Raw genomic sequence first — 15203 nt, 5'->3', positions numbered from 1 at the left:
CTACCCCACTTCGGACGCTGCCTGCTTGGCGATTTCGTCTGGATGGATCGTCACGAACGGGTCCTCATCGAGTGTGAATGCAGGGGCCTTCATCCAGGTGGAATGGCCGAGCCTTGGTGCGTTTGGGGATGTGCAACCAAGCCTGCACACAGGGACTTCATCTTTCTTCAGCACGAGTCGAATCTCGATTTCGTATTGGATCCCCGCAAGGAAACGCACCAGTGAGACCAGATGCCTCAGTTTCCGCACTCCCGACAGGTCGACGAACTCCTCATATCGCATGGGTCCCAGGCAAATTCGGAAGGTCGATTGGACATCGCAGGTTTCAGAGCCGCAGACTGCATCCTCACCGAGCCTGCAGTTCGCCTGTCCCAGCGTTGCCTGATCTGACTTTTCCAGTGAAACGACGCGCGGCACGAATGGTTCGACATCCGTCTTCACCCCGAAAACAGCTGTGACCATGCGCGCGATCGTTTTGGCCGACGCTCCCTGCCGGCTCGCTTCACCGCAAAAGTGCAGCAGTGCCGCCTCCGATGCGGCGAGGTGTTCCCGCAGTCCGCCCGTACCGAGTCCGAGAAAGCTGAAGAGGTGGCTGGAGAAGACATCGCTGTGGTCACGCTTTTTCTGCGGCAACAGCGCGTTTCGTTTCCAGGCGCGGTAAAAGAGGGAGACAAGACGGTGATGAAAGAGGTCGTAGAAGTCGCCCATGGCGTGATCCTTCGCCGTCTCCCGCGCGAGGACCAGTTCGTGATACCAATGCGGCAGCATGCCTGATGGACCGACGAGGCCCATGTGGGCAACCTCGACCTGGACGACGCCGTCGGCACCGCAGCTCACACCGGCAACGTCGCCTGCGGGGAAGGCAAAGCCTTTCCGGGCCTTGAAGCGGATTCGCTCCGTGCCGGGCGAGATTGCCTCACCAACTCCCACGACGCCCGGATGCATCCGCTCCAGCAGTTGGACGACCTGAAAAAATCGAGCGTCCTTCAGCGCGTTCCTTTTCACAGCAGCACCCTGTCGCCGCTTCGGGGAGGCCAAACCTTGATCACGGTGTCGCGGCTTGCATCCCTGGCAACGACCTGCACGAAGGAATTCACCGACACGTACTGCGCGAGGAACCTCTCCAGAATCGAGGAGAAGAGATAAACGCCGCTGCCTACGTACTTCTCCTCATCTAGAACGACGGTGACTTCACTCCCCCGGCAGAAGCCCTCTCCCACCCTTCTGGTGACGGGGCACGAGCTTACCGAGACGACGCCGCTGATCTGCTGCCGGGTGGCAGGCGATGCCGCGAAATCGTACAGCGACAGTAGTTCCCTCAGAGCTCCCGCACCTCCATCGACGAGAGAAAGATAGTTTAGGGAAAGGTGGGAGACCAGACGCCGCTGCCTGGCGCCGTCGAGTGGGGGGCGCAACGACATGGTCGGCTTGACGAGGCAAGTGATCGCCGTTAAAGGCGCGGCAGACTCGGTTTCGAATGCACAGGCGGGAGCGCCGATGGAGAGTTTCGCTGGAAGATCGCGGTTGGAGCATGTGACGCGGACCATTACCGTTTCGTCGGTCGGCGCGGTCCCGTCCTCAGCAAAGTCGCAAAAGGAAAGGAAGACCTCGGTGCCGCCGTCGTGCGGGCGCGAGGCCGACCGTCGCTGCAACTGCCACAGGCCGGCACCTTCACCATCTTCCCCGTTGCAGTCCGGAAAGACCGGGCGGTAGTGCTTCACCTGACCGGGTGCGGTGGACGCGGTGGAAGTCACCTCGTCCACGGTGAGCACCTCCATCGCCCCCTCCCGTCTCAGGTCCGGGACCACGCGGTAATCACTCTTCCGGTGATCCAGCATGATCGGCTCGGCTACCCTTTGGAACGCGTTCACGACAGGGGTCGCGTAGAGGCAGAAAGTCTCCGGTCCAACGGTAAGAGGTTCCGGCACAGCGGTATCGAGGTAGCACAGCAGATCCAGGACGCGGCCGAACGCGCTATTTCTCAGTACAGACAGTCCAGTGATTTCGAAGAAGAGGAACTTCTGAGGAAATGCGAAGTATTCAAGGAGCAGCCGGTAGCCCGGGAAGGAGCGCTCAGGGTACGGGAAAAGCCCCTCGTCCGCGGCAAAGCCCACGGGACGCAGGCAGCCAGGTACAAGTTGCAGCGAGGCAGCGGACTGGGTGTCTGCAGATGCACATTCCACGGCGCAGACGTGGTTCATGAGCAACTGGTACAGCGGGAAGACGACCTGTGACTGTCCGTCCAGATAAAAGCGCAGGGTATCGCCCTGGAAGCGGGAAAAGTCGAGGCCGTTGTGAAAGGACAACCTGATCCTCACCATCCGCTGCGCACCCTTGACCAATTTTCCCGGTGCCTCCAGGCGTGCGTCGGTCACCTCTATGGGCCAGAGGGTAACGGGATATGCCGTCCTGAACCGGCAGGAAGTGCCGTCAATCGGTCTGGAGAAGAGCTCTGTCCCGCTTGCGACATGATAACCCGCCTCTGGAACGTTCCTGAAAAGCGGTGCGAAGCGCACCACGGAGAGCGACGGGATCGGAGCGGTCAGTTGCGGGTAGAGAACCTCCAACAGCGACTGGGTGATCTCCGGCAGGCCGTCATCGATCTTGCGCTGAATGCGTCCGCACAGGAAGGCGCATGCCTCGATGAGGCGCTCGGTGTGCGGGTCCTCGCACTTGCCCGGCTCGAGCAGGAGCCTACCAGCGATTTTGGGATATTTCCTGGCGAAGTCGCTCCCCATATCGCGTAGGAAGCTCAGTTCTCTTTCGAAGTAGTCGAGGATGTCATCGGGCATGGCAGGTCACGAGAGAATGGTGTAGGAGCCGCTGTTGATGTCGAGGTGGGTATCGAAGGCCATGGGAAGTGCCACCGGTTCGATGTGCAGCACGGCCTCGATTCGGAAACTCAGGGTGCGCTCCTCCGGCGCCGGAGCAAAGCGGACCGTCACGTCTTTAAGCCGTGGCTCGAAGGAAGACAGGAGCCTGATGATCTCGAGGCGTATCGCCTGTCGCACCGCCTGCGAACGCGGGTTCTCCAGACTGAAATCGCGGCTGCCGTAGGTGAGGATTGAGTTGATGACGTGCGGAGCGAGTCCGAGGTTCGAGGTGAGGCCCGTGCATGACCTGGTGTTGAAGAGGTTCTCCAAGTCGCGCAGTACCGACGAGACCTGCGCGTTGATGCCGGTGCGTGAACACTGGACAGGCTCATCGGGGCTTTCCGGCTGTTGGTCCATGAGCCTGTCCAGTAACGACTTTGCCGGTTCCGGCTGGTATCGCATTGTCCCTCCCGATCTGGATGCCTGTCCCGCTACACCTTCTTGTTCGTCTCGAGGTTCCACCCCGCCGCAACCTGTCCGCCGCCGGAGCCATCGGCGCGCATCTGCTGGGTGTAGGCGATTTCGATCTTGCCGAAGTTGAAGGCGATCTCCTCAACCGGGATGGCCTCGCCTGCGTGGGCGCTGCCGCCGGGGCGGTCCAGGCTGATAATGACGTTGGAGAGTTTGTACTCCATGTACTTCAGCTTGTCCCCGCCGGCGCGGCAGATCTCCAGAGTCACGCTCGGGATGTGTTTCCCGTTGGCGCAGGCCTCGAAGAGCTTGGGGCTCGACTTGTCCAGTACCTTCACGACGCTGAAGTCGGAAAAGCTCGCCCGCTCCGCCGACGCTCCTCCTGCGCTGCTTGCGGTGCCGGAAGTGGGCTGGGTGACGGAGAAGTTGTACGAGAGCACCTCGATCCAGTCCCTGTGCTTGTCGTCGCTGCTCTCCCCGGGGATCCCTTCTATCTTTAGGAAGGCATCAAAGGCCATGGTGCGTCCTCCTTTGCGCGTTCACCCTTCAGCCGTTTTGGGGCGAAGGGAGGTTGGCGACGAGCCTCAGAGAGATGGTGAGTTCGTCGAGCTGGTAATGGGGTTTCAGGAAGGCGACGGCGCGGTAGCATCCCGGCCGCCCCGGCTGGTCGTACACCTCCACACGTGCCTCCCGGAGCGGAAAGCGCGCCTTCATCTCCTGCCCGGCATCGTCGTCGAGAAGCACGTACCGGGAGATCCAACGGTTCAGGTAATCCTCGACGTTCTTCCTGGTCTCGAAGCTCCCGACCTTGTCGCGCATCATCGCCTTCAGGTAGTGAGCGAAGCGCGACACCGCGAGGATGTACGGCAACTGTCCGGAGAGTCTGGCGTTAGCATTGGCGAGGTCGGTGTCGTAGAGTTTCGGTTTGTGCGCGCTCTGCACGCTGAAGAAGGCGGCCGTGTCGGTTCCCTTGCAGTGCACGAGCGGAACGAACCCCAGATCGGCAAGCTCCTTTTCGCGCCGGTCCGTGATGGAGGTCTCGGTCGGACACTTCGCGGCCAGCTCACCCTCGCCGGTGTCGAAGGTGTGGATGGGAAGGTCGGCAACCGCTCCGCCCCCCTCGACACCGCGTATGGCGGCGGTCCAGCCGTAGCGGGAAAAGGCGTCGGTGACGCGCCCGGCGAGGCAGTAGGCAGCGTTACCCCAGAGATAGCTGCCGTGATCGGCCGTCTCCTCCTCGAACTGGAACGATTCCGCCGCGTCGCTTTCCGGCGTGTAGGGAAGCCGCATCAGCACGTGCGGCAGACAAAGCGCCACGTACTTCGCGTCCTCGGACATCCGGAAGGAGCGCCACCTGGTGTACTCGGCCCCCTGGAAGATCTTCGCCAGATCGCGCGGGGCGTCCATATCCGTGAAGCTGTCCAGCCCGAACATGGTGGAAGAGGCGGAAGTGAGAAGCGGTGCGTGCGCCGCTGCCGCCACCTCGGACATGCGCGTCAGAAGGGTCAGGTCCTGGGGTGTGTTGCCGAACTCGTAGTCTCCCACGAGGCAGCCGTAGGATGAGCCGCCGAAGCTGCCGAATTCCTCCTCGTACACCTTTTTGAAAAGGGTCGACTGGTCAAACTCCGCCGCCTTCTCCATGTCGCCGGCGAGTTCCCGCTTGGAAGCGTTCAGGACGCGAACCTTAAGGTTGCTCCCCGTCTCGCTCCGACTCACGAGGGACCAGAGCCCGCGCCACGAAGCCTCCAGCTTCTGGAATTCCTGATGGTGCATGATCTCGTTCACCTGGTCGCTGATCAGCCGGTCGATCTGGGCGATCCTCGCGTGAATCATCCGGGAGGTGTCCCCGGTGACCGCGATCTCTCCATCGACGACCTGCCGCACCAGCTCGGTCAGCATCTCGTGCGCGTATTCCTTCTGCTCTTCGCAACGCGCAAGACGCCCTTCGCTCACGATCAGGTCGAACAACGGGCCGCCTGGCCGCGGCACGGCGCACTGCACCACTTCTCTCTCTTGTTCTTCCATGCCATCCTCCTTTATCAGGCACCGTCCCCGTTCCCGAGTTCGCCCTCACCGGGGCGGTGACAGATCGCCTTCAGGGCATCGCCGCTCTCCAGCAGCTCCCGCAGCAGTTCCTCCAGGCGGTCGTTGCCGTCCAGCCGGTTCAACAGGTCCGCGAGCCTGCGCCTTGCCTCAACCAGCTTCCGCAGCGGCTCGACCTGCTGCGCCACGCGTTCAGGACGGAAGTCTTCGAGGGCTCCAAAGCGAAGCTGTACGCCGAACTCAGAACCGTCGCCGCAGAGCGTGTTGGCGACCCGGAAGGCGAGCCTCGGCTTCATCCCTTCCATCACGTGGTTGAAATTGTCCCTGTCGAGTTCCACGAACCTCCTCTCCTTCAGCCTCGGAAGGGGCGCGAGCGGCGCTCCCGACAGGTCGGCGAGGACTCCCACCACGAACGGGATTTCCTTCACCTCGACCCCGTCTCCCAGCTCTACGTCGTAGGTGATGCGGACCCGCGGTGCCCTCACACGCTCCAGCTTGTGCTGCAGACTTTCCGAAGTGACCATGGTTCCTCCCTTTTCCTTTTCGATCAGATGCGGTACTGCATTGCCTTCGTCACGTCGAACGAGCAGATACGTCGCAAAAGCAGTTGCGCGAGGTCCAGATCGCTCTCCCGCGGTCCTCCGGCCAGGAGACAGCGGTAGTAGGTTTCCAGCACCTCGGCGATCCAAAGCGGCGACTCCCAGCGCTCCAGGTGCAGCTCTTCGATGATGCCGTGCAACTCCTCGACGATCGGGCGCGCGAGGTCCGGGCGTCCGGCTTCCAGGCAAAGCCGCCCAATCATGAGCCGCACGCGGTTTCTGTCGCGTACCGAACCGGCTGCGTTGCCCGCGTACAAGAGCATGGCGAGCGCTTCCTGAAAGCGTCCCGCCACCAGCATGACTAGAGCCTCTTCCCAGAGCGCATCGGCGGCGGGCGCGGCAGTTACAACCTCGGATACGGCGGCTACCGGCGCATGGGCGGTGCCTCCGGCGGGGTTCTGTTCACGGTGCACTGCCGACTCGAGCACCGGGGCGACCGGGTCCGCATGAGCGGCGGGAGCTCCACCGTAAACCCGGTCGAGGAGTGCGCTGCAGGCGTCGATCACCCCGATCAGATCGGACAGGCTGGGCGCAGCGCCGCCGAACTTCTCTTCAAGAAGGAGCACGAGTCGCTCGAGGCTCTCGCGGCAGCCGGAGAGCTGTGCGCGGGTCTCCCTGGCAAAGCGCCCCTTCGACTGCTCGGCGGCGGCATCGAACGCCTCGGCACTCACAGCATCCTCGGCGAGGAGCGCCTCCCGCCTGTTCTTTTTCTCCTCGTCGATCTCGCCGTAACGGTTCTTCGTCTCCGCCTCACTGCCGACCTGGCGGGACTGCTGCCACTTGAGCCATGAGTATCCGTGCGTGACCTCGGGGTCGGTGAGAGGTATGTGCCTTACGTGCAGCGCGACCTTTTCGTTCAGGAACTGAAACGGGGCTGCACGGTACTCCAGGTCGCCGCCTTCGGGCTGGGGGTAGATTCCTTCCCAGAAGCGCTCCACGAGCCCCACAACCAGCCGCACCCCCTGTTCAAGGCCGCGGAAGCCGTGCAGCACGGTGAGGGCCTCGGCAAGCCAGACGGCAATTTGCAGGTCCTTGCTCCGCGTGCTCAGCGCCGATACGGTGAGGGAAACCGCCTTCTCCCAGTTCGCCGTCTTCACCGAATGCCGCCAGTCCCCCATGGAGATGTCATCCTCGCAGCGCCTCGCCTCCATGATCTCCTCGTAGCAGGTCGTGTAGCGCAGGTCTGTTCCTGCCGGGTCCGTCCCGGATATGGGCAATAGCAGCTCGTCGATGACTATTCCTTGCGTCATGGTGCCTCCCCTAATCCCAGCATTCCGCGATCCTTGCCGGAACTCTGGCCGGCAGCGAGTCCTCCTTAGGCGATGCGATGCCGTCGGCCCCGAATAAACGGTAGTTCACGCGGATGAACCGTATCCCCATCCGTTCCAGTGCCGCCTTATCGTGCGGGAAATCGCGTGGACGGAAGGTGTGCCTGCCCCCGGGGAAGTCCCGAAGAAACGCTGCGAAACCATCGCTTCCCGGATACCTCCTGGTGAGAACGGTGTCTCCCACCTCGATCTGGAAAACGACTTCGCCGCAGGCTTCCGGAGTCCAGATGAAGGGCTTGCTCACGGGGTAATTCATATTGGAAATGACCTGGGAGCCGGTGGCGCAGTTAAGCTCCAGCCTGGTTCCCTGCGGTTTTATGCGTGCTTCGGGATTCGCATCGGTGGGGAGCCCCTTGATGGTGACCTGGTAGACCGCTTTCGGCGGGGGGGCGATGGAGGCGAGCCTGACCTTCCCTCCTCTCGCCAGGAAGGAATAGAACTCGGGCCGAAACGGGATGGATCCGCCGAGGGCCGACTTCGGATAGTAGCCGCGCGCCGGGCTCCAGCCGATGAAGGGGTTGGCGTAATCGCCGACATACTTCCATACCGGCCCGTCCTTTCCGAGCAGGTACTGCAGGGTCTGTGCGCCCGCGCTCCCCTGCACTTCCTTCAACACCGTCTGCTCCCACTGCGACTGCAGCACGCAGGCGGTCTCCATCCTTATGTAAGTGCCGTAGAAGGTGATCGGGCCGAAAAGAAGCCGGTAGAAGGTGTCGTCGTCGCCTCCCTGCATCAGCAGCCTGTTTAATTTCTGCGCCGCGTCCGCTGCCTGAAATAATGGTGATTTTCCCGTTTCCGAAGCGTCGGTGAAGGCCTGCAGCGCCATCTTGTGGGCGAGCGCCCGTGATTTTGCCACCGGTGCGACCTGTGCCACCGCGTTCAGATACTCCTTCGCGAGGTTCACCCCTTCGTTATTGCCGGAGAAGCCACTGATCTTATCCCCGGAGCGGCCCATGGCGCCAGCCACCCGGCTCACCTGCCCGGTGAAGGAGGCGACCCCGGCAGGGCCTGCCGAACGAAGTGCCTGGAATCGGTACAGCTCTGTGACCCATGACGGCAGCGCCTCGTTGCCGAGCGGCTCGATTTCGTTCAGCACCCTGCGCATGAAACTGAAATACGGTCCCTGCTCCCCCGCCATGACCGCCGCGGTGCTCTGCCACTCGCCCGGGGCGAGCAGGCGCTGTTCTCCCAAAGGAAGTGAAACGGCGAAGTCCTGCCAGGCCTGGAAGGAAGCCTGGCGGTGACGGTGCAGGAAATCGGTACGCATCGCGTCGAGCGCCCCGGCATCCGGATACGCGGTGCAGATCTCGTCCAGGAGGCGGCGGAGCGTTTCACTCCCGCGACGGGTGAAGACAGGCATGATGCCCGGCTCCCCTGCCGCCGTCCGCGATCCGTGCCAGAACTCCTTGAGCGAAAGCGCCGCCCCCGCCTCCTCCCGGTTCACGTAGTCCAAGAGCCAGGAGAATTCGTTGTTCCTCGCGATAGCCGCCTGCTTCAACAGCTGCTGCAGCCACTGCCGTTCATGGGTAATGCCGCCCTGGTCGGTGCGCCACGCGACGTAGGCGAGGTAGAGCTTCTCGGCATCCGGTGGCGCAAAGCGCTGCGGCCATGCCAGGGGCGGGCGCTGCGACGCAACATCCGCAGTTTCGTCCTCCTCGCTCTCCAGACGCTCCTTCAGAAGGTTGCAACGTCGGCATAGGTGGATGATGCAGGTCCCGACGACCTCATCCGGGGTATTTGGTGAGAGGCTCGCGACGGCGGCGACCAGCCCCGCATCGGCGCCGTTCAGGATGTGATCGCGGAAGCTGCGGCAATAAAGGCTTTTGAGGGTTTGTTCCGCGTCGAGGCTGCGGGTGAGACCGAAGCGGGGTACCCACCACCCACGGTTCTCCTGCTCCACCTCGACGATGGCGCGGCGCATTCTCTCCAGGACGGCGCTGTCCGCAGCAGGTTCGCCCCGTAATTGTGGCGCGGTGACGGCAAGGGGCGCGGCGTTTCGCAGTACGGTCAGGTTTTTCATGAAGGAGCCGGTCAGCAGCAGACAGAGGGAAACGCCGAAAACGAGGCAGCAGGCAAGAACCAGGTTGTCCGAGGTATGGCGCCACTTCGCGCTCCGCGCACTAGGCGCCCAAAGGCCACGGTCCCGCGGGAGAACCTTTTCGAAAAAGTCGCGCAGGAAGAACCCTCGCCGACACCCGGAGTAGCCCCCTTGCGCGTCGCCTGCCGCAGACGGCAAGACACCGGCACCGTCCGCGCCATGCCGCGCGCTGCACAGGTAGATGCCACGCAAGCGGGGGGTCTCCTGGTAGTGGTTGCTCGCGAAGGCAGCGCGCATGAAGATGTCGAGCCCGGAACGGAGACCGCGCAACCGGTCCGGGAACAGGAGCTGTCGCCCGTTCCAGCCTGACGCGCTGCCGCCCTGTAAAAGCAGCAGGCGCAACGCACGCAGGCGTTCATCCAGCGTTACGAGAAGCCGGTCGACGAAGGCGGAAGGTTCTTCTCCCGGATTGAGCTTCGCAAGCCCCATCGGCTGGAACAGGCTCGCGTCCGGGAGCTTTCCGCAGAACTCGCTCATGCCGTCGATGAGGTCGCACCTGGTGATGAGTAGGTAGACGGGGAAGGTGATACCCAGCAGACGGATCATCTCGTCCAAGCGGCAACGCAGCTCGCGCCCCTGGTCCTCCAGGTCGTCGCCGGCCCCTGCCGCAAGTTTGTCAGCCGCAACGGTGATGATGACGCCGTTCACCGCCTCGGCACGACGGTACTTTTTCAAAAGAGCGAGAAATGCCAGCCACTCTTCGCGGTCCGCCGTATCGAGCGGCACAGCATAGCGCCCCGCCGTGTCGACGACGATCCCCTGGTCGTAGAAATGCCATGTGCAGTTCGCCGTCGCGGCGTCTTCCCCCTGGGCTTCTGTGAAAGGTGAGAAGAGGTGCGCGGAACGCACGGCGCTTGTCTTTCCGGAACCGCTCTCGCCGAGGACGAGATACCAGGGGAGAACGTGCAGCGGGTCCCCCTCCTGCTTGAGGCTCGAGCTTTTAAGCACGCCGATGGCGCTCCGCCAGTTCTGCTGCAGCCCCCAGAAGCGGTCCCTCCCCGCCTGGGTCAGTTCGCCCGGCAGAGTGTGCGGCGGCTCCTTTGGAGCCTCCTCGGATTTCTTTTGCAGCACCTTCCTGATCGCTTCGAGCACACCCCACAGGAAAAGTGCGATGAACGGCATGAGGATGGCGATGCGCCATGGCCAGGTGAGGACCGGGAACATCACGAGAACGATCACCGTCATCGGCAGCAGCGCCGCGATGAAAAGCACGTACTTGCAGCAGTTGAGCAAGGTGTACATCTTCACGATGCACCTCCCAGGCTAGGGGTCCGGAAGGACCAGCCCGCTTAACACGTAGCGATAGACGAGGTACAAAACGGCAAACAGGATGAACGGGGATGTGATCAGCATCGCGGGGAGCGGTCGCAGCGGGAACCATGTCACCTTTTCCGCCGCACGAGGCTGGCAGTCGGGCACGAGGGCGCCGGGGAATAACTCCATCCCGTCGATATCGGGAACTCCCTGCGGGGCGTCGAAGAGAAGCTTCCGTTGCGCGCTTCTGACCTGCTCCAGTTGGAGCTCTCCTTCCGGGCCGAGGTAGCGCCCCCTGAAACCGAGGGCGAGGCAAAGGCAGAAGACCTCGCGCGCCTGCTGTTTCTGCCCCAAGGCCTGCAACCGCTCGAAGGCCTCCACACCTGCGTCGGTGGTCTGGTAGAAGTGACGCTGCAACTGCTCATGCTGCCAACGGTGCGTGTCGCACCACTGCGAACCGAGCAGGGTCTCGTCCACCCAGGCGCACACGATGAAGCGGGCCGCGTCGTACTGTTCCGGGTCGAGGGCGCCTCCCCTGCTCATCGTCTCCGACTGCGCCAGGAGCTGTCGGATCTCACCTTTCACCTGTTCATACGGGGGGCACGCAGGCAATGCGTCGCGGAAATCGACGATCCGGGCGATAAGAGGCATGAAGCAGTCGATCACTCTCATGGTCTGCTCACTATCATGATTTCGGCCGTGAGGTCGGCAGGGGCCTGGTCCCAAAAGAGCGCGAGGTTGTTCCACTTCTGCACCTGTTCCCATTGGTCGCTACGGCTGTCGATGGCGAAGTAGATGGAACGGGTGCGCCGCGGCAGTTCCTGGGGAGGAGTCGGGAGGTGGTGCAGTGGGATGCCGGGCAGCGCCTGGGAGATCAGAAGCGGAAGCCGTTCGCGGGCACTCAACTTCGCGACCCCGGACAGGGAAACGAGCACGGACTCGGCCTCTTCGTCCGTGGAAAGAACCAGGAAGAAGCGGCCCCGCCCCTGGAAGTGGGAGGGCGCCAGCTCGGAGCTGAAATAGTTGCCGTCATAGGTCATGGAGAGGGAGTAATCGGGGCCTGCGGTGATCTGCTGCAGGAGCGTGAGGATGAGGTCGTGAGCCTGGGAGAAGCATCGTGCCAGGTCAAGATGGCGGTATTCAGGCAGAAGACGCTCTTCCCCTGCATATGAAACGGTTTCGGAAAAGGAGGAAAGTTCCGCGGCTAGCTGCGCCAGCGCCCCGTAGACCAGCCACGGGTGGGCCTCTCCCGCCAACAGGTGATCGAGCTGCGCCAGGTGACGGTTCAGCGTTCTAAGAGCGAGAAGATAGACGAGATCCTTGGAGCCGAACTCGGCGTCCTGAACGCCGCGCTGCTTCTTGCCCGCCTCGAGAGCACGGCAACGCGCGGAAACCAGATCCCGTATTTCACGCACCACCGCCAAGAGGGGCTGTGAGGACGCGATGCTCACCGAAGGAGGAATGAAATCACGGGAGAGCTCGACCGTTTCGTTGCGCAGTTCCAGCCTTGCAAAGGGGATGAGCAGGTAGTCGCCCAGGAGGTCGAGCTCGTCTTCCCAGAAGATCCTCGCAAGGTGGCTCAACTGTCGGACCTCCGCTGCCGGGCCTGCACCGTATAGGTCCGGACGGCTCATCCCCACCTCATCCGTCACGAAACGACTCGCCAGCCGTCCGAGCGGCTCCCCTTGCTCGACGACCGTCACGTTCTCACCCTGCTCCTGCCACTTCCTCAGCCCGAGATAGGCGATCAGCGCACCGCCGGCCGCCTCCATGGTTTCCGGCAGCAGCCGCGGTTCGATCACGGCGTTTCCCGGAAATTTGAGGAAGGTTCCGTCAGGGAAGAGGAATTCTCCGGCGGTAACGGAAAGCGAACGCATGCCTGACGCGGCAAGCTCGACGTCGGCCCGGCAGACGCCCCAAAGATGCGGCGTGGTCCATTGACGGAAGGGAGTGAAGCGGAGTTCCGCGCTCCGTTCGGCGAGCTGGAAATGCTGCGGCTGCAGGAACATACCCTGGTGCCAGAAGACAGGTCCGTGTGGCATGGTCATTCCACCCTCGCCCCGGCGATCTCCAGCGCGCCCAGATCGACGCGGAGTCGCCCGCCCCTTGATTCGGTCGGCAGGGGCACAAGCTCCGTCGCCTTCTTCCCCTGGTGGTAATAGCCGGTGGCAAGGCCCAGGTAACGGGCTCCCTCCACCTTGTCGCAATTCTGGGACACCGTCTGTCCGGGTTGCACTACAATCTGGCGCGCACTGATCACCGATGCGTCGAAACGGCCGCACTCAAGGAGCCTCGGCAAGCCGTCTCGTGCCTGGACAAGCTGCCTGAATCCCTCCGGCTCCCTTAGCTGGTAGAGGCATAGCATCAGGGCGTGGCTGGTCTTTTCGTAGCGGTTCAACTGCGGGTCCGCATTCACCCTGAGGCGGATCATCGTGCTTCCGCTACCCTCCCCCTCTCCCCGCACCTGCGGTGAACACGCGGCGGTAAGACAGCCAGCCATTACCGCGATGACCAGGTTGTACTTGTGCATAGGCCACCCCGCGCCAGTAGGATGGGGCAAGGATGATTTCGGATCCCCTGCCCGCGACAAGGCAAAAGATTAGCATAAATTTATTTTTAGCAAGCAGCGGGACGGGATTTAATTTGTGGTCGAGCCGGAGGGTACTTATGGTATAAACGGATGTACTTTGGTAATGATCGACGAGAACGATAAGGAATGCAGGGGAAGGACGATGCCGGAGACCGGGGCTTTGGATATTACGGGGGCGATCCTCGTCGGCGGAAAGAGTCGCCGAATGGGGCGCGACAAGGCGCTCCTGGAGTTTCGCGGCAGGCCGCTCTTCGAGCGCGTTCTTGATCTCTTCCGGGAGTCGTTTCCGCAGGTCGTGCTTGTTGGGAACCAGGGGGAGCGCTTTGAAGGGTACGGGGTTCACGTCCTTCCCGACCTCGCCCCCGGCAGCTCGCTAGGCGGGATCTACACGGCGCTCGCCTCCGTGCAGACCGAGTGGGTTTTCGTGGCGTCGTGCGACCTACCCTTCCCGAGCCGAGCGGTCCTGCATCATCTCTGCTCGCTCTCGGAAGGATGCGACGCCGTCGTCCCCAGAACCGAACACGGCTATGAACCGCTCTTCGCGCTTTACTCGCGCCGCTGCCTGCAGCCGATCGACGAGCTGTTGCAAAGCGGCGATTGCTGCGCCTACGCCTGGTATCCCAAGGTGAGGGTCAGGGAAGTGGGCCCCGAAGAGATCGCCGCACTCGATCCTGCCGGGATCGCCTTCATCAATCTGAACACGCCGGAAGACATAGAAAAGACAGGAGAGACCCAATGACAGTAAAGGCAGTATCCTTCGTGGCAAAATCGAACACCGGAAAGACCACCCTGCTGGAAAAGGTCATCGCCCACCTGAAAGAGCGCGGTTACAAGGTGGGGGTCATAAAGCATGACGCGCACCGCTTCGACATCGACCATCCCGGCAAGGACAGCTACCGCCTCACCGCGGCTGGCGCCGACACCATGCTGATCTCGTCGCCGGAGAAGCTTGCCATCGTGAAGAAACACACCCAGTCCCCCCCCATCGAGGAGCTGATCGAGACCTACTTTGCGGACCTGGACATCGTCCTGACTGAAGGGTTCAAGAAGAGCGGCATGCCCAAGATCGAGGTGAACCGTCAAGAGAGAAGCACGGAACTGCTCTGCCGCGGCGAAAATCACGACCCCACCCTCGTGGCGGTCGCAAGCGACGCCGATTTGGCGCTCGATGTGCCGGTATTGGACCTGAACGACCCCAGCGCCGTCGCCGACTTCATCGAGGAAACCTTTCTGCAGTAATTTCCGGAAGCATCAGATCAGGGCGCGTCTCTCCAGAGGCGCGCCTCCGGTCGCAGTTCGCGTCGTCAAGGCTCGCCGAACCGCTGTTCATGCGGCAGCTTCACCCTCCCCCCCCCGCGTCACATACCAATTTCTCCCGCTTGATTTCCGTGCACCCCACAGTATTGTTAATTTCGGCACATTAACAAAAACCACCACAGTCAAATCTTAGTCCACGGAAGAAAGGAGGTGCGATGTGACAAGTCAGAGTCCCCGAATACAGCGAAACTACCGCAACCAAGCGCCGACAAGATTTCACGAGGCCAACCAGAGGACAAGGACCGCCTTGGCGGACAAAACCAGATTTCCCGACACGTTCTGGGGGGAGAAACTGGGGCTGATCCAAGCGTATTTCACGGTATCCGATAAGCATGATGCCGTGTACCACGAGGCCAAGTACGGCAGCAGACTGGTGATCTCGCAACGGGACATACTCCAGGCACAGCTCGTCACGCTTTTGGATCAGATCGTATCTTTTCTGGAAATGGCTGCCGTGCGCGATCCGGAGATCCTCCTCGCCTCCGGCTTCGACATGATCAAGGAGAGAAGAGGTGGCTCCAGGGTAAAGGCAGCAGCCGCAGCCCGGATGGCAGAAAATGCCGACTCTAAAGAAGGAGAAAGCGGCACCCAAGACTGATCCACTCTACCTATGGAATTTTGGGTCGTGAGTTGAGGGGGATGCGGGTCGCATCCCCCAGTTTATTCCCAGCAGGAAAGCTACCTTTCCTG

The 15203-nt window shown here is 62.2% G+C and carries 14 protein-coding genes; 3 read left to right on the top strand and 11 right to left on the bottom strand.

The genetic code is table 11. The features are described 5' to 3' along the window. Genes tssG through tssJ form a run of 11 tightly spaced genes read right to left on the bottom strand, consistent with a single transcriptional unit; the run spans window position 1 to window position 13136 of the window. Window positions 1-1005, bottom strand: a complete 1005-nt coding sequence (gene tssG / locus E8K79_RS19650) for a type VI secretion system baseplate subunit TssG (protein ID WP_246043908.1) — start codon at window positions 1003-1005, stop codon at window positions 1-3. Then, a complete protein-coding gene (gene tssF / locus E8K79_RS19645; protein WP_136516243.1) occupies window positions 1002-2792 on the bottom strand; it encodes a type VI secretion system baseplate subunit TssF in 1791 nt (596 codons plus the stop codon). The genes tssG and tssF overlap by 4 nt, the downstream gene beginning before the upstream one ends. Window positions 2793-2798: 6 nt before the next feature. After that, the gene (tssE, locus tag E8K79_RS19640) at window positions 2799-3275 is read right to left on the bottom strand and encodes a type VI secretion system baseplate subunit TssE (RefSeq protein WP_136516242.1); all 477 of its coding nucleotides are present in this window, start codon (window positions 3273-3275) and stop codon (window positions 2799-2801) included. Between the two features lie 29 nt (window positions 3276-3304). Further along, window positions 3305-3802: an Hcp family type VI secretion system effector gene (locus E8K79_RS19635; protein ID WP_135870913.1), complete on the bottom strand. Its 498-nt coding sequence runs from the start codon at window positions 3800-3802 to the stop codon at window positions 3305-3307. A 28-nt stretch (window positions 3803-3830) separates the two neighbouring features. After that, window positions 3831-5309 (bottom strand): type VI secretion system contractile sheath large subunit, encoded by a 1479-nt coding sequence (gene tssC, locus E8K79_RS19630; RefSeq protein ID WP_136516241.1) that lies wholly within the window; start codon window positions 5307-5309, stop codon window positions 3831-3833. Window positions 5310-5323: 14 nt separating this feature from the next. Next, window positions 5324-5851 carry a type VI secretion system contractile sheath small subunit gene (gene tssB, locus E8K79_RS19625; RefSeq protein ID WP_136516240.1) on the bottom strand — a complete coding sequence of 176 codons (528 nt, stop codon included), beginning with the start codon at window positions 5849-5851 and terminating at the stop codon, window positions 5324-5326. Window positions 5852-5874: 23 nt separating this feature from the next. Then, the gene (gene tssA, locus E8K79_RS19620) at window positions 5875-7176 is read right to left on the bottom strand and encodes a type VI secretion system protein TssA (protein WP_136516239.1); all 1302 of its coding nucleotides are present in this window, start codon (window positions 7174-7176) and stop codon (window positions 5875-5877) included. A gap of 10 nt (window positions 7177-7186) precedes the next feature. Next, entirely contained in the window at window positions 7187-10594 is a 3408-nt protein-coding gene (locus tag E8K79_RS19615; protein WP_136516284.1) for a type VI secretion protein IcmF/TssM N-terminal domain-containing protein, read from the bottom strand. Window positions 10595-10615: 21 nt separating this feature from the next. Further along, window positions 10616-11278 carry a DotU family type IV/VI secretion system protein gene (locus E8K79_RS19610; RefSeq protein WP_136516238.1) on the bottom strand — a complete coding sequence of 221 codons (663 nt, stop codon included), beginning with the start codon at window positions 11276-11278 and terminating at the stop codon, window positions 10616-10618. Beyond that, on the bottom strand, window positions 11275-12648 hold the full coding sequence (gene tssK / locus E8K79_RS19605; protein ID WP_246043906.1) for a type VI secretion system baseplate subunit TssK: 1374 nt from the start codon (window positions 12646-12648) through the stop codon (window positions 11275-11277). Before tssK ends, E8K79_RS19610 begins: the two co-directional genes overlap by 4 nt. A 2-nt stretch (window positions 12649-12650) precedes the next feature. Next, a complete protein-coding gene (gene tssJ, locus E8K79_RS19600) occupies window positions 12651-13136 on the bottom strand; it encodes a type VI secretion system lipoprotein TssJ (RefSeq protein WP_136516236.1) in 486 nt (161 codons plus the stop codon). A gap of 202 nt (window positions 13137-13338) precedes the next feature. Here tssJ and mobA point away from each other — a divergent pair, with 202 nt between their 5' ends. The 3 genes from mobA to E8K79_RS19585 all read left to right on the top strand — a co-directional run bounded on the left by mobA (window position 13339) and on the right by E8K79_RS19585 (window position 15111). Further along, window positions 13339-13935 (top strand): molybdenum cofactor guanylyltransferase, encoded by a 597-nt coding sequence (mobA, locus tag E8K79_RS19595; RefSeq protein ID WP_136516235.1) that lies wholly within the window; start codon window positions 13339-13341, stop codon window positions 13933-13935. After that, entirely contained in the window at window positions 13932-14435 is a 504-nt protein-coding gene (gene mobB / locus E8K79_RS19590) for a molybdopterin-guanine dinucleotide biosynthesis protein B (protein WP_135870897.1), read from the top strand. Before mobA ends, mobB begins: the two co-directional genes overlap by 4 nt. A 325-nt stretch (window positions 14436-14760) precedes the next feature. Continuing rightward, window positions 14761-15111: a hypothetical protein gene (locus tag E8K79_RS19585; RefSeq protein WP_246043904.1), complete on the top strand. Its 351-nt coding sequence runs from the start codon at window positions 14761-14763 to the stop codon at window positions 15109-15111. Window positions 15112-15203 lie beyond the last annotated feature (92 nt).

It is taken from the genome of Geomonas edaphica (genome assembly GCF_004917075.1).
Taxonomy (GTDB): domain Bacteria; phylum Desulfobacterota; class Desulfuromonadia; order Geobacterales; family Geobacteraceae; genus Geomonas; species Geomonas edaphica.
The sequence above is the reverse complement of the archived record's forward strand: the minus strand, read 5'-3'. Positions and strand labels throughout refer to the sequence as shown.